Origin of the sequence: Paracoccus marinaquae (assembly GCF_018860165.1) — a bacterium.
Classification (GTDB): Bacteria; Pseudomonadota; Alphaproteobacteria; order Rhodobacterales; family Rhodobacteraceae; genus Paracoccus; species Paracoccus marinaquae.
This window is the reverse complement of record NZ_JAHKNG010000061.1, coordinates 1-14,144: the sequence shown is the minus strand read 5'-3', so window position 1 is coordinate 14,144 and position 14,144 is coordinate 1. Positions and strand designations below refer to the sequence as shown.

At 63.7% G+C, this 14,144-nt stretch carries 16 protein-coding genes and 1 pseudogene; 2 read left to right on the top strand and 15 right to left on the bottom strand.

Translation table 11 applies throughout. From position 1 onward, the window contains the following. From KNW02_RS19025 to KNW02_RS18980, 10 genes are all read right to left on the bottom strand, one after another. Positions 1-190 (bottom strand): transposase (locus KNW02_RS19025; protein WP_216034779.1); only part of this gene is annotated, 190 nt, incomplete at its 3' end. 306 nt (positions 191-496) lie between these two features. Beyond that, complete coding sequence (gene pcaD, locus KNW02_RS19020; protein WP_216034778.1) at positions 497-1,291, bottom strand: 3-oxoadipate enol-lactonase; 795 nt, start codon at positions 1,289-1,291, stop codon at positions 497-499. 2 nt (positions 1,292-1,293) lie between these two features. Beyond that, positions 1,294-2,658, bottom strand: a complete 1,365-nt coding sequence (locus KNW02_RS19015) for an MFS transporter (RefSeq protein WP_216034777.1) — start codon at positions 2,656-2,658, stop codon at positions 1,294-1,296. Positions 2,659-2,699: 41 nt separating this feature from the next. Beyond that, positions 2,700-3,485 carry a benzoate diol dehydrogenase BenD gene (gene benD, locus KNW02_RS19010; RefSeq protein ID WP_216034776.1) on the bottom strand — a complete coding sequence of 262 codons (786 nt, stop codon included), beginning with the start codon at positions 3,483-3,485 and terminating at the stop codon, positions 2,700-2,702. Then, a complete protein-coding gene (gene benC, locus KNW02_RS19005) occupies positions 3,482-4,510 on the bottom strand; it encodes a benzoate 1,2-dioxygenase electron transfer component BenC (RefSeq protein WP_216034775.1) in 1,029 nt (342 codons plus the stop codon). Before benC ends, benD begins: the two co-directional genes overlap by 4 nt. 33 nt (positions 4,511-4,543) lie before the next feature. Further along, the gene (gene benB / locus KNW02_RS19000; protein WP_216034774.1) at positions 4,544-5,053 is read right to left on the bottom strand and encodes a benzoate 1,2-dioxygenase small subunit; all 510 of its coding nucleotides are present in this window, start codon (positions 5,051-5,053) and stop codon (positions 4,544-4,546) included. After that, positions 5,050-6,402 (bottom strand): SRPBCC family protein, encoded by a 1,353-nt coding sequence (locus tag KNW02_RS18995; RefSeq protein WP_216034773.1) that lies wholly within the window; start codon positions 6,400-6,402, stop codon positions 5,050-5,052. Before KNW02_RS18995 ends, benB begins: the two co-directional genes overlap by 4 nt. A 118-nt stretch (positions 6,403-6,520) precedes the next feature. Beyond that, positions 6,521-7,459, bottom strand: a complete 939-nt coding sequence (gene catA, locus KNW02_RS18990) for a catechol 1,2-dioxygenase (RefSeq protein ID WP_216034772.1) — start codon at positions 7,457-7,459, stop codon at positions 6,521-6,523. 64 nt (positions 7,460-7,523) lie between these two features. Next, a complete protein-coding gene (gene catC / locus KNW02_RS18985; RefSeq protein ID WP_216034771.1) occupies positions 7,524-7,814 on the bottom strand; it encodes a muconolactone Delta-isomerase in 291 nt (96 codons plus the stop codon). Between the two features lie 2 nt (positions 7,815-7,816). Further along, on the bottom strand, positions 7,817-9,007 hold the full coding sequence (locus tag KNW02_RS18980; RefSeq protein ID WP_216034770.1) for a muconate/chloromuconate family cycloisomerase: 1,191 nt from the start codon (positions 9,005-9,007) through the stop codon (positions 7,817-7,819). A gap of 166 nt (positions 9,008-9,173) precedes the next feature. Between KNW02_RS18980 and KNW02_RS18975 the strand changes: the two genes are divergently transcribed. Beyond that, a complete protein-coding gene (locus tag KNW02_RS18975; RefSeq protein ID WP_216034769.1) occupies positions 9,174-10,124 on the top strand; it encodes a LysR family transcriptional regulator in 951 nt (316 codons plus the stop codon). Between the two features lie 32 nt (positions 10,125-10,156). Here KNW02_RS18975 and pcaF read toward each other — a convergent pair whose 3' ends face one another. From pcaF to KNW02_RS18960, 3 genes are read right to left on the bottom strand one after another with little or no spacing between them, the layout of a single operon-like run. Next, complete coding sequence (gene pcaF / locus KNW02_RS18970; protein ID WP_216034768.1) at positions 10,157-11,350, bottom strand: 3-oxoadipyl-CoA thiolase; 1,194 nt, start codon at positions 11,348-11,350, stop codon at positions 10,157-10,159. A gap of 1 nt (position 11,351) precedes the next feature. Continuing rightward, positions 11,352-12,023, bottom strand: a complete 672-nt coding sequence (locus KNW02_RS18965; protein ID WP_284438406.1) for a 3-oxoacid CoA-transferase subunit B — start codon at positions 12,021-12,023, stop codon at positions 11,352-11,354. After that, positions 12,020-12,754, bottom strand: a complete 735-nt coding sequence (locus KNW02_RS18960; protein ID WP_216034766.1) for a 3-oxoacid CoA-transferase subunit A — start codon at positions 12,752-12,754, stop codon at positions 12,020-12,022. The genes KNW02_RS18965 and KNW02_RS18960 overlap by 4 nt, the downstream gene beginning before the upstream one ends. A gap of 106 nt (positions 12,755-12,860) precedes the next feature. On the opposite strand from KNW02_RS18960, the gene KNW02_RS18955 reads away from it, so the two are divergent. Beyond that, a complete protein-coding gene (locus KNW02_RS18955) occupies positions 12,861-13,619 on the top strand; it encodes an IclR family transcriptional regulator domain-containing protein (protein WP_216034765.1) in 759 nt (252 codons plus the stop codon). A 167-nt stretch (positions 13,620-13,786) separates the two neighbouring features. Here KNW02_RS18955 and KNW02_RS21010 read toward each other — a convergent pair. Both KNW02_RS21010 and KNW02_RS18950 read right to left on the bottom strand, forming a co-directional pair. Further along, positions 13,787-13,969 (bottom strand): annotated as a pseudogene (locus tag KNW02_RS21010) (hypothetical protein); the annotation flags it as partial. Beyond that, on the bottom strand, positions 13,882-14,144 hold a 263-nt coding region (locus KNW02_RS18950), incomplete at its 5' end, for a hypothetical protein (RefSeq protein WP_216034764.1). The pseudogene KNW02_RS21010 and the gene KNW02_RS18950, both read right to left, overlap by 88 nt.

The window sequence follows — 14,144 nt, the reverse complement described above, 5'->3', positions numbered from 1 at the left end:
CCTCGGGCGACCACAAACCCTTCCGCTTCAGCTCGTGACGCCAAGCGTAGATCTGCTGGCGCGTCACCTCGTGGCGCTGCGCAACCTGGGTCACCGTCGCACCATCGATCCCCACAGCGCTCACAATCGCCAGCTTTACCTCGTCGTCCCACCGTCGACGGCGCTCAACGCCCAGAACCTCGCCCCGCATCGCCCCTCCGCGCATAAGAGACGTCGTTAGCGACGTCGCTATGCACGTGTCTTAGGACCTCACGCCGCAATCTGGCAGGCGGCGCCAACCGGGTGGTTACCGACGGTCCGCCAGAGTGCGTCGCGGGTACCTTCTTGCGCAGGATCGCGCCTGGTCACGAAGGACGGCGTAATCCCATCCTCCTTTGCCATCGCAAAGGAGAGAAATCGAAGCTGTTGGAGCAAATGGTGGCGCTGATCCGAAAGTTCGACAATTGGAGTGAACCGGAGCCAATCTGTTCTCCGACTTAAGCGCTCGGCACGCGCCTCAGCTGAGGAAATCCACCAGGGCGGCGTTGAACTCTCTCGCCGATTCCGCATTCACGATATGGCGGCCGGGCAGCGACAGGTGACGCCCCTCGCGCACCCCCTTTGCGATGTCGCCAAGATCGGTCGGCGGACAGACCGGATCCTCGCTGCCCGAAATCGCCAAGAGCGGGTTGGCAATCCGGTCCAGACTGTCGTGCAGATCCGCCGCGGCAAGGGCTGCACAGCATCCGATATAACCTTCGGTCGAGGTCGCCGCGAATGTGGTCAGGATCCGGTCCACGGTTTCGGGTTCCTGCTGGCGGAAGGCGGGCGTGAACCACCGCTCCACCGTCACTGGTACAAGCGGGCCAAGCCCGTTTGCGCGAACCTCGGCAATGCGGGTATTCCAGCCGTCGGTGGTGCCGATCCGCGCCGCCGTCGCGCAGACTGCCATACGGCCGAACCGCGCGCTGTGATGGATGGCAAGCCATTGCCCGGTCAATCCGCCGATGGACAACCCGCAGAAATGCGTGCGGCCGATCGCCAGCGCATCCAACAGCGCGATCACATCGCCGCCCAGCTCGGCAAGGCTGTAGGGCGGCCTTGGCGCGGACGACCTGCCGTGACCGCGACTGTCATAGCGCAGGATGCGGAATTCGCTCGCCAGGGCGTCGATCTGGGCATCCCACATATGCATGTCGGTGCCCAGAGAGTTGCAGAAGGTCAGCCATGGCGCGGCCCCTGCCGGCCCGTCCCCCGCCGGCCCGTCGATCCGGTAGTGAAGGCGATGGGTCGGCAGGTCCAGATAGGGCATGATCAGGCTTTCGTCGCAAGTTGGCCAGCGGCCCCGGCGTCAGCGCCCGGTCGCGATGCATGGGCGCTGCCGGGATTGCGGAGCGCGTAGACCAGCATCGCCAAGGCAGCGATTGCCGCGGGGATGGCGAAGATCAGGAAGTTCTGCCCCAGCGGCAATTCCCGCGCCAGCAGCACCCCGCCAATCGTCGGCCCGACGATGGCGCCGATCCGACCCACGCCCGAGGCCCAGCCGAGGCCCGTGGAACGCACCGACAGGCTATAAAGCTGCGCGACACTGGCATAGAGCAGGATCTGCGTGCCGATGGTCGTGGCCCCGGCGATGAAGACCAGCAGGAACAGGACCGCGGGCGCGGGGTTCATGCCGATCAGCGCGATGGACAGCGCCGCCGCCGCGAAGTAACCCACCACGACCTTCGGCAGCCCCAGCCGGTCGCCCAGCCAGCCGCCGGCAACCGCGCCCGCCATGCCGCCGAAATTCAGCGCGAACAGGCTGAGAAGGCTGGCGCGTTCGGCGTAGCCTGCCTCTTGCAGGACCTTGGGCAGCCAGGAGGACAGCAGATAGACCAGCAGCAGACAGCAGAAGAACGAGACCCAGAGCATCAGCGTCGGCAGGCTGCGGCCATCACGGAACAGCTCGGCGACCGAGGCCGAGACGCCCTTCTTCTCGCTGAAAACCAGCCGGTCATCGGCGGTCAGCGGGGTATCGGGGGCGACCTTGGCGAAGATGCGTTTCGCCTTGTCCTGCTTGCCTTGCCGGATCAGGAAACCCAGCGATTCCGGCAGCTTCCACAACACCAGCGGAAACAGCAGCAGCGGCACGGCGGCGACAAAGAACATCGGCTTCCAGCCGAATTCCGGTATCAGCCCGATGCCCAACCCGGCCGCGACCATGCCGCCGATCGAATAGCCCGAGAACATGATCGCGACCATGGTGCCGCGCAGGCGTTTCGGCGCGTATTCGTTCATCAGCGCGACCGCGTTCGGCATCAGCCCACCGCAGCCCAGGCCCGCAATGAAGCGGAAGATCTTGAACTGCTCGGGCGAGTTGGCAAAGCCGGTCATCACCGTGGCCGAGGTGAACAGCAGAAAGCTGATCGCCACGCCCTTCTTGCGGCCGATCCGGTCGGCGAGGGATCCGAGGATGAGCGCCCCGAACATCATCCCAAACAGCGCCCATGCCTGCAATGCGCCGGCCTGCGGCTTGGTCAACTCCCATTCGGAAATAAGCGTCGGCAGGACGGTGCCGGCCACGAAGACATCATAGCCATCGACCACCAGCAGCACGCCGCACAGCGCCACCACCATCCATTGAAACCGGCCGAACGGGCTTTGGTCTATTGCCTCGTTCACGTCGATATTGCGCATTTCTCTTCCTCCCTGATTTGCTGTTCGATCGGAAACCGCGCTCAGCCCGTGTCGCCTCCAGCGACGGGCAGGATGGTTCCGGTGATGTAGGATGCCTCGTCCGAGGCCAGGAACAGGATCGGTGCGGCCTGTTCCGCGATGGTGCCGTAACGGTGCATCAGCGCCGATTGCTTCACCTGATCAACTACTTGCGACATCCATGCCGTTTCGGCCTCGCTGTCGCCTTCGGCGTTGCGGGGGATGCGGCGGGGCGGGGCTTCGGTGCCGCCCGGCGCAGTGGCGACGACCCGGATATTGTCACCCGCCAGTTCCATTGCCAGCGATTGGGTGATCGCGTTGACGCCGCCCTTGGCCGCCGAATAGGGCACGCGGTGTATGCCGCGCGTCGCGTTCGAGGACACGTTGACGATGGTGCCGCCGCCTTGCGCCACCAGATGCGGAATGACTGCCCGGCAGCAATACAGCGTTGGCATCAGCGAGCGGCGGATCTCGGCGTCGATCTGGTCCGGTTGAAATTCAGCGTAAGGCCGCATACGGATCGCGCCGCCGACATTGTTGATCAGGATGTCGATGCCGCCGAAGGTCTGGACCGCTTGGCGCATCGCGGCCTCGGCGCCGTCCCATGTTTCCAGATCGGCGTTGAAGCCCTGGGCACCGTTGCCCGCCTCGGCCGCCACGTCGGCGACGAAATCGGCGCGGTCGACCAGCAGCACGCGGCCACCCTCGGCCGCCGCGCGCAGGGCGACGGCGCGGCCGATCCCCTGCGCGGCGCCGGTGACGACCAGCACCTTGCCGGCGAAGCGCCCGGGAAAGACGGCCCCGGTCATGCGACGGCCTTCTGGGGTTCGTTCGGCGTGAACTTCTCGTAATGGAAGCTGGCCGCGTTGACGTCGTTCTCGTCCAGATAGTGGCGGACGGCATCGACCATGGGCGGGGGGCCGCACAGATAGACATCGACCGCGCCGGCGGCCAGCATGTCTTCGGGCATGTGCTGGGTCACCCAGCCCTTGCGCGGATGGTCCGAGGCCGCATCGGCGACCACGGTGGAGAAGGTGAAGTTCGGCAGCCGGTCGGCATAGGCGGCGATTTCGTCGACCAGCACCAGATCCAGATCGCGGGTCACGCCATAGATCAGATGAACCTGCCGCTGCGATCCGGCGCGGGCCAGCACCTCCAGCATGGACAGGAAGGGCGCAAGGCCGGTGCCGCCGGCAAGAAACAGCAGCGGGCCTTCGCCCTCGCGCAGGTAGAAGCTGCCCATCGGGCCGGTCAGGGTCAGTTGATCGCCCGCCTTGGCATCGGCCAGCCAGCCGCTCATCAGCCCGTCGGGGATCTTCTTGATCAGGAAACCGATCTGTGCCTCGCCCGGCGCGGTGCTGAAGGAATAGGACCGATGCGCGCCGCTGCCCGGCACGTCGATATTTACGTATTGGCCGGGCAGGAATACCGGCGCGGTCGCAGGGTCGGCGATGGCCAGTTCCAGCACCACGGCAGCGTCGTGATGGGGCGCGATCCGGGTCACGGTGGCGGCAAAGCTTTGCTGGCCGGTCTTGCAGGCCTGCGAGGTCATCGGCACCGACAGCACGCAATCCGAGGTCGCAACCATCTGGCAGGTCAGGACCAGGCCTTGCTCGGCCTCGTCTTCGGTCAGGGCGTCCTCGATATAGTCGTCGCCCATGTCATAGGTGCCGCTTTCGGCCTTGCATTTGCAGGTGCCGCAGACACCGTCCGAACAGTCCATCGGCAGGTTGATCTTGTTGCGATAGGCGGCATCCAGAACCTTTTCGCCTTCCTTGCAGTCAACGAAACGGGTGATGCCGTCTTCAAAATTCAATGCGATCCTGTAGCACATGGCTTCCTCCTCGCGTTTTGGGCTGGGTGGCGGTCAGATGTGATAGACGTCGATGACCTGGCGGATGTAGTCGTTCTTCAACACGATCTTCTTGGCTGCGATCTTCAGGCCGTCATCGGTCTGGCGCAGGGTCACGAACATGGTCCCGAAGAACTGATCGGTGGTGTTGTAGCGGTGGTTCAGGGTGTGGAAGTTGTAGCGGATATCGACCTCGTTCCCGCGATCCTCGATGACCTCGACATTCTGGACGGCGTGGCTGGTGCGCGGCTCGGGCGTGGATGCGCCGGAACGCTCGGTCTTGATGCGGAAGACGCGGTCCTCCAGCCCGCCGCGGTCGGGGTAATAGATCAGCGAGATTTCCGATTGCGGATCCTCGGTCGTCTGGTCGTTATCGTCCCAGGCGGGCATCCAGTAGGAGGCATCGGGCGCATAACATTCCAGCCATTCGTCCCATTTGCGATCGTCCAGCAGGCGCGCCTCGCGATAGAGGAAGGCGCAGATGGCGTCATAGCCGATGGCGGAGGTGGTGTGATCGAGGCTCATGCCGCTTCTCCCTTCTTCTCGGAAGCCAGCGCATCGCGCATGACCCTGGCCCAGTATTCGTGCTGGACGACGAACAGCCCCTCATCCTCGCTGCGCTCGCCCGAAATCAGCGGCTTCAGCCCCATGCGGTTGGCATTGTCGTCCGGGCCGTGGATCCACAGCGGCGCACCGCGCGACATGTCGTTCCACAGGGGTGCGGCATAGGCGGTCTGGCAGGCGCGGAATTCCTCCAGATCGTCCGATGTGCCCATGCCCGAGACGTTGAAAAAATCCTCGTATTGGCGGATGCGGTTGGCGCGATCTTCTGCGCTTTCGCCCTTGGGGCCGAAGCAGAAGATGGTCACTTCGGTCTTGCCGACGCCCAGCGGGCGCACGACGCGGATCTGGGTGCTGAACTGATCCATCAGGAACACGTTCGGATAAAGGCACAGGTTGCGGGTCTGGTTGACGATGAAACCAGCCTTGTCCTCGCCCAGACGGGCGGCGATTTCCTCGCGGCGGTTATAGACCGGGCGCACTTCGGGGTTCTTGGTGTTGGTCCACAGCAGGATATGGCCATTGTCGAAGCCGTAGACGCCGGCGACCGACTTGCTCCAGCTGTTCGCATCGACGGCCTTGGTGCCCTTTTCGCTGCGGCGGTCCATGGTGGTGGCATAGTTCCAGTGGACCGAGCTGACGTGATAGCCGTCGCAGCCGTTCTCCATCTGAAGCTTCCAGTTGCCGTCATAGATGTAGGAGGAATTGCCGCGCAGCACCTCCAGCCCCTCGGGGGCCTGATCGACGATCTGGTCGATGATGACCGTGGTTTCGCCCAGATATTCCTGCAAGGGCGCGACATCGGGGTTCAGGCTGCCGAACAGGAAGCCGCGATAGCTTTCGAAGCGTGCGACCCTGGTCAGATCATGCGAGCCATGCGTGTTGAACTGGTCGGGATATTGGGTGGTCTTGGCGTCCTTGACCTTCAATAGCTTGCCGGTGTTGGAAAAGGTCCAGCCGTGGAAGGGACAGGTAAAGCTGCCCTTGTTGCCCTGCTTGCGGCGGCACAGCATCGCGCCTTTATGGGCGCAGGCATTGATGACGGCGTTCAACTCGCCCGTCTTGTCGCGGGTAATGACGATGGGCTGACGGCCGATCCAGGTGGTGTAGTAGTCGTTGATTTCCGGGATCTGGCTTTCATGGGCCAGATAGACCCAGTTGCCTTCGAAGATGTGCTTCATCTCCAGCTCGTACAGATCTTCGTTCGTGAAGATATCGCGGCGGCAGCGATACAGGCCTGCCTCGTGATCGTCCTGCACGGCGACCTCCAGCAGGTGGTCCAGCTCGCGGGCTTTTTCGATGATCGCGGACATGAGTTCTCCTTCCCCAGGGGATGCGCTGTTCGCGGGCAAGCCCCTGCCAATGTCGGTGATGAATTGTCGGGTTCAGGGTCCGGGCGGCGCTTGTGTCAGGCCGCCCGGTGGTGCCGGCTCAGGCAGCGGCGCGGCGGCGCTGTTCGTTGATCTGGTTATCGACGCCATCGACAAGTGCGGTCAGATACATGTCAAAGCTGATCTCGGCAAAGGGGCCGTTCAGGTTGTTGGCGTGGATGCTTTCTTCGTCGGTCCGCTCGACCACATGCGGGACCAGACCCTCGCGGGTGGCATAGGCGAAATCGTCGTCGATCAGCGGATCGCCCTCGATATTGATCTGGGTGGTCAGCTTGCGATGATCCGGCGCGCTGACAAACAGGTGGATATGGGCGGGCCGCTGGCCGTGGCGGCCAAGGGCGGTCAGCAGCTTTTCGGTCGGGCTGCCAGGGGGCACGCCATAGCCGCTGGGCAGGATGCTCTGGAATTTATAGCGGCCCTGATCGTCGGCGATGATGGTGCGGCGCATGTTGAAATCGGATTGCAACCCGGTCGGGTCGAAATGCGAATAGAAGCCGCGGGTGTCGCAATGCCAGACCTCGACCTGCGCGCCGGGCAGGGGCTTGCCATCCGAGCCGTGGACGGTGCCATGCATGATCAGCGTGTGGCCATCGGTGTCGCGGCCATCGTCCAGACGGGCAAAGCCCTGTTCGACCGGTGCGCCGGCCACATAAAGCGGGCCTTCGATGGTGCGGGGCGTCGGGTTTTCGATACCCAGCTCCGCGTCGATGGCGTCCAGCCGCTCGTCGATGAAGTGATCGAGGCCAAGGCCGGGCGAGACCAGCCCCGCCTGTCCGGCCGCGCCCAGATCGTTCAGCCAGGCCACGCCCTGCCAGTATTCATCGGGGGTGATGTTCAGGTCGTCGATGGCGCGGAACAGGTCCGACATCAGCCGGTGGGTGATTTCCTTCATGCGCGGATTGCCATCGGCGCTGTTCAGCCCGCTGAGTTCGTTCAGGAATTCCTGAATGTCGGGGCGGTCGAAGATCTTGACGGTCATTTGGTTTCTCCTCCTGGATTCATATTGAAACTGGGCGGGACGGCGTTTTGCGGTCCCGTTGGGATTAGCTGTCATCCTCGCGGATTGCGGACGGGTGGCGCAGCAGCGGCGTGACCTTGATTTCCATAAAGGGAAACAGGGGCAGGCCGGACAGGATTTCATGCAGTTCCGCATTGTCCTGAACGTCGAGGATGCTGACATTCGCGTATTGCCCGGCGACCCGCCAGATGTGGCGCCACTTGCCCTGACGTTGCAGATCCCGCGAATAGGCCTTCTCGCGGGCGAGGATGTCGGCCCGCTCATCAGCAGGCAGATCGCGCGGAATATTCACATCCATGGTCACGTGATACAGCATGGTCACACCTTTCCTTCAGGCAGACTGATCGTCTTGCGGATGCCGTCGCGGGCAAAGAAGGCCACGCGCTCCTCGTCCAGCGTTACGCCAAGGCCGGGGCCATTGGGTACGGTCAGTTCGAAATCGCTGTAATCCAAAGGCTCGGTCAGGATTTCCTCGGTCAGAAGCAGCGGGCCGAACAGTTCCGTGCCCCATTGCAGCCTGGCGAAGGTGGCGAAAGCATGGGCCGAGATCACCGTGCCGACCGCGCCTTCCAGCATGGTCCCGCCGTAAAGGTCGATCCCTGCGGCATCGGCAATCGCTGCGACGCGCAGCGCATTGAAGGCCCCACCGCTTTGTTCCAGCTTGACCGCGAAAACATCGGCGCCGTGGGTGCGGGCGAGTTCAAACGCGCTTTCCGGGCCGGTCAGCGATTCATCGGCCATCAGCGCCACCGGGAAACGCCGCACCAACCGGGTCAGCGCCGCGGTCTGGGCGACGGGCTGTTCCACCAACTCGCAACCCGCATCGGCCAGGGCGGCCATGCCAAAGGCGGCATCGGTTTCGGACCAGGCCATGTTCACGTCCACGCGCACCGCAGCCCGATCGCCAAGCGCGGATTTGATCGCCGCCACATGGGCGATGTCGTCGCGGATCGCGCGGGCGCCGATCTTCAGCTTGAAGATGCGATGACGGCGCAGGTCCAGCATCTGTTCGGCCTCGGCGATATCGCGGGCCGTATCGCCCGAGGCCAGCGTCCAGGCCACCGGCAGCCGGTCGCGCCGCCGCCCGCCCAGCAATTCGCTGACCGGCAGGCCCAGGCGCTTGCCCTGCGCGTCCAGCAGCGCGCATTCCACGGCGGATTTTGCAAAGCGGTTCTCGCGCACCATCTTGCCGATACGGGCCATCAGCGCCTGCACCCGCGTCGCATCCTGACCCAGTATCACCGGCGCGAACCAGGTGTCGATATTGGTCTTCATGCTTTCCGGGCTTTCGCCGCCATAGGCGAGGCCGCCGATGGTGGTGCCTTCGCCGACACCGACGATCCCGTCGCTGCAATGGATGCGGACAAGCATCAGAACCTGTCCGTTCATGGTGGCAACCGACAGCTTGTGGGGCCGGATCGTCGGCAGATCGAGGATCACCGTTTCGACCCGCGAGATCACGGGGGCGGTGGCGGTGCCTGTGGCGAAAGGGGCGAATGAATGTTCCATACCGCCAAACTGCACCCGGCCGGGGCTTTCCGTCCAACACCATTTGCATTTACAATGATACCTTAAAGGTATTATACTGGGAAATTATCCGCCAATCAGCGGCTTGTTTCGCTGCAAAATACCCGAAATAGCGCCAATTCAGCAGTGCAAACCTTGGGGAATCACCATGGACCTCCGGCAATTACGTTATTTCGTCGCCGTCGCGCGTGAGCGTAACTTTACCCGCGCCGCCGAGATGCTGCATATCGCCCAGCCGCCGCTGAGCCGTCAGATCCAGCTGCTGGAGGAGGAGTTGGGCGTTACCCTGATCCTGCGCGACAGCCGCCCGATCCGGCTGACCGATGCCGGGCGGCTGTTCCATGAACAGGCGTTGCAGATTCTGGGGCGCGTCGATCAGATGAAGGAAGCGACGCGCCGGGTCGGGCTGAACCGCAATCAGGTGCTGTCCATCGGCTTCGTGGCCTCGACCCTTTATGGCGGTCTGCCGGCGTTGATCAGGAAGCTGCGCCAGAACGCGCCGGAACTGGACATCCAGCTGCTTGAAATGCTGTCGATCCAGCAGATCCCGGCCCTGAAAGAGGGGCGCATCGATCTGGGCTTCGGTCGTCTGAAGCACAGTGATCCGAACATTGCCAGCACCGTCCTGCGTCAGGAACGGCTGGTGGCCGCGCTACCCGAGGATGCCGGGCTTGCACAAGAGGATGGCCCGATGCCGCTTGCGATGCTGGCGGGCCAGCGGTTGATCGTCTACCCGAAGGAACCGCGCCCCAGCTATGCCGACCAGATCCTGACACTGTTGCAGGATCACGATATCCACCCCGGCGAAGTGCTGGAAATGCGCGAAATCCAGAGCGCGCTTGGTCTGGTCGCCGCCGATTCCGGGATCTGCATTATCCCGGCCTCGGCGCGGCAGATGCGGTCTGACCTGCGCTATCGGGTGATCGACAGTCCCGGCGCGACCTCGCCCGTCATCCTCTATCACCGCACGGGCGACCAGTCGCGCCACCTCGATCTGGTCAAGCAGTTGATCGGGGACATGTATGCGGAAAATCCGGTCTGGCTTGCGGATAGCATTCTGCCCGACCAATTGCCGGACGAGAGGCAGGCGAGGTCGTGACGTTTACTGGCGCGGCGTGAAGGTTGCTGCGGTCAAACCCTTTCCAACGCCAGCGCGATGCCTTGACCGACGCCGATGCACATGGCCGAGAGCGAGCGTCTGCCCCCCGTTCGTGCCAGTTCAAGCGCCGCCGTGCCGGTGATGCGGGCACCCGACATGCCAAGGGGATGGCCAAGCGCAATCGCCCCGCCATTGGGATTGACGCGCGGATCGTCGTCGGCAATGCCAAGGTCGCGCAGCGTCGCCAGACCCTGACTGGCGAAAGCCTCGTTCAACTCGATCACGTCGAAATCTGCCTGTGACAGCCCCAGTCGCGCCATCAGCTTCCTAGACGCCGGTGCCGGGCCAAAGCCCATGATGCGCGGCGCAACCCCGGCCGTGGCTCCGCCCAACACGCGGGCAATCGGCGTCAGGCCATACCGCTTCGCCGCCGCCTCCGACGCCACGATCAGCGCCGCTGCTCCGTCATTCACGCCCGAAGCGTTGCCCGCCGTGACCGATCCGTTCGGAAACAGCGGTCTCAGCTTTGCCAAAGCCTCGGCCGTGGTGTCGCGCGGGTGTTCGTCCTGTGTCACCATCACCGGATCGCCCTTGCGTTGTGGCACGCTGACGGGCGTGATTTCGACCGCCAACCGGTCCCGTGCCGCAGCCGCCTTTGTCTGGCTGGCAAGCGCCATCGCGTCCTGCGCCTCGCGGCTTATGCCGAACTCGTCGGCGACGTTCTGGCCGGTCTGCGGCATGCTGTCGGTGCCGTATAGCGCATCCATCGCCGAGTTGACGAAGCGCCAGCCGATGGTGGTGTCATGGACCGCATTGCTGCGGCTGAAGGCGCTTTCGGCCTTTGGCATCACGAAGGGCGCGCGCGACATGCTTTCGACGCCGCCCGCGATCATCAGCTCCGCCTCGCCCGCCCTGATCGCACGGGCGGCGGCGATCACCGCGTCCATGCCTGAACCGCAAAGCCGGTTGATGGTGGTGCCCGGAACCTCGACCGGCAGGCCCGCCAGCAACAGGGACATCCGGGCGACGTTGCGGTTGTCCTCGCCCGCCTGATTGGCGCAGCCAAAGATCACGTCATCGACGGCCTGCCAGTCGACGCCAGCGTTACGCGCCATCAAGGCACGCAAAGGGATCGCCCCCAGATCGTCGGCGCGGACCGAGGACAGCACGCCACCGAAGCGGCCGATGGGGGTGCGGATATAGTCGCAGATATAGGCTTCGGACATCTTATACCTCGGGCGCGATCAGGTCGGTCACAGCGCCGTCGATATGCAGCGGCGCACCGGTCAGGGATTGCAATTCGTCGAAGGACAGCGCCGCCAGCTTTTCGCGAAGCACGAAGCAACCGGCTTCGATATCCACCACCGCAAGCGATGTATAGATGCGCGTCACGCAACCCACGCCGGTCAGCGGCAGTGTGCAGCGGTCAACCAGCTTCGGCTTGCCGTCTTTCGTCGTGTGATCGGTCAGCACCGCGACGCGCTTCGCGCCGTGGACCAGATCCATTGCGCCACCCACGGCAGGCACACCTTTCGGTCCGGTCGACCAATTCGCCAGATCGCCATTCTGGGCAACCTGATAGGCCCCCAGGATCGCCACATCCAGATGACCGCCCCGCACCATGGCGAAGCTGTCGGCATGGTGGAAAAAGGCCGTGCCGGGCTTGATCGTCACCGCCTTCTTGCCGGCGTTGATCAGGTCCCAGTCTTCCTCGCCGGGCTTCGGTGCCTCGCCAAAGCCAAGGATGCCGTTTTCGGTGTGAAACACCGCCTGCCGTCCTTCGGGCTGGAAGCGGGCGACCATTTCGGGAAAGCCGATGCCAAGGTTCACATAGGCGCCGTCGTCAATATCCTGCGCCGCGCGCCATGCGATTTGTGCGTTGGAAAGTCTGGTCATCATGCCGTCACCTCGGGATGGGCTGCGTTTGCGCGGTTGAGGTCTTCTTCTTGCGCAGGGTTGGGAACAGCCACGACTGCATCGACGAAGATGCCGGGCGTGACGACCGCTTCGGGGTCGATCCCCCCGGGTTCGACGACGCGACTGACCTGCACGATGGTCCGGGCCGCCGCCATCGCCATCAGCGGCGCGAAGTTCCGCGCGGCCATGCGATAGGTCAGGTTGCCGAGATGATCGCCGGTTTCCGCCTTGATCAGCGCATAGTCGGCCTTGAGCCAGCGTTCCTGCACATAGGACCGCCCGTCGAATTCGGCCACCGGCTTGCCCTGCGCCAGATCTGTCCCGAAGCCGGTCGGCGTATAGAAGGCAGGGATCCCGGCGCCACCTGCACGAATACGTTCCGCCAGTGTGCCCTGCGGGACCAGTTCCAGCGCGATCTCTCCGGCGAGGTATCTTTCGGTGAAGACGCGCGGATCGGCCGAACGCGGGAAGGAGCAGACCATCTTCGCGACCATGCCCTGCTCGATCATCGCGGCGATGCCAACATGGCCGTTGCCGGCGTTGTTGTTGATGACCGTCAGGTTCTTCGGGCTGCCCGTCGCCAGATAGCGGTCGATCAGAGCGTGGATCAGTTCGATCGGGGCGCCCGAGCCGCCGAACCCCCCGATCATCACCGTGGCATTGTCGGTAATATCCGCGACTGCCTCGGCCAGGTCTGCGATACGTTTGTCCATGAAGCCTCCTGCATTTCGCCAACTAACTAGGCCCCGGCCCCACTGATCAGCAAGCCATTCTGTGCGTATATTGACATTTGTTCGTAATGCGATGTTTCCTGTGCGCATGGCGAACAAATCGGATATCGTCGGCTCGCTGGCCAAGGGCCTTCAGGTCATCGAGGCGTTTCGCGCCGAGCAGCCGCGCATGTCCATTTCCGACGTGGCCGCGGCCACCAGGCTTGACCGGGCAACGGCGCGGCGTTGCCTGCTGACCCTGCATGAACTGGGCTATGCCGATTATGACGGCAAGTTCTTTACCCTGACGGCGCGGGTGCTTCGGCTGGGCATGGGCGCGCTCGCCGCGATGCCCTTGGCGCAGGTCGTGCAGCCATGGCTGGACCAGTTGTCGGACCGGATCGGGCAATCGACCTCGGTTTCAATTCTTGACGGGACCGAGATCGTCTATCTGGCGCGCGCGGCGCAGCGGCGCGTCATGTCCATCGGCCTGATGCCCGGATCGCGGCTGGCCGCGCATCGCACCTCGATGGGGCGGGTGTTGCTGGCGGCGCTGCCGCCCGATCAGGCCCGCGCCATCATAGAGGCATCCGACCTGACGCCCCGCACCCCCTACAGCCTGACCGATCCGGCCGAGATCATGGCCCGTATCGACGCCGCCCGCAGCCAGGGTTATTGCGTCATCGATCAGGAGGTCGAGGCGGGCCTGAGATCCATCGCGGTGCCGATCCATTCGGTGCATGGTCGCGTTGCCGCCGCGCTCAACAGCGGCGTGGCTGCGGTGCAGGCCGACGCCGGCGATCTGGTCGGCCTGTATCTGGATCCGTTGCTGAAAGTACAGGAGGGCCTGCGCAGGGTAGTGCGGTGAAAGTGAAGTCACCCTGTATCAGCACCTTAATGATCCTCGGTGGCTCCCAAGTAAACCGTGTTCCGGCCTCTCATCGTCGATCATATTCCATTTCGCTAACAGCAGCTTCCAAGACCTCTGAACGAAGGATTTTGCGGCCGGCTACGTCGGGGATCCTGTCGCACCGTACCACCCCGCGCCCGGTTCTGCTGATCGGGATTGGTGTTTGCCGCGCGCCGGGCAACTGACGCCGCCGCGTCGATGGAGCCATCGGCGAAGAGGATCAGCCTGCCGCTCTTGCGCGCCTTCTGAATCGCCCCACGCGACAGCCCGGCATGGGCCGCATAGGCCCGTTCGCTGATGCCCTGCATCGGCGCTGCTTTTCATGATTATAAAGCAATGAAACTGCTTGTGATTTACTTGATTTTCCATGTATCGGATACAAACCACCGGCTTTCAGCCGGTCCGCTTCAGCGTTTTTGTCGATGATCTCCTCTCCCGGATTTGAAGCCGCCAGAGGCGGTATGGCTTCAAATCCGGGAGAGG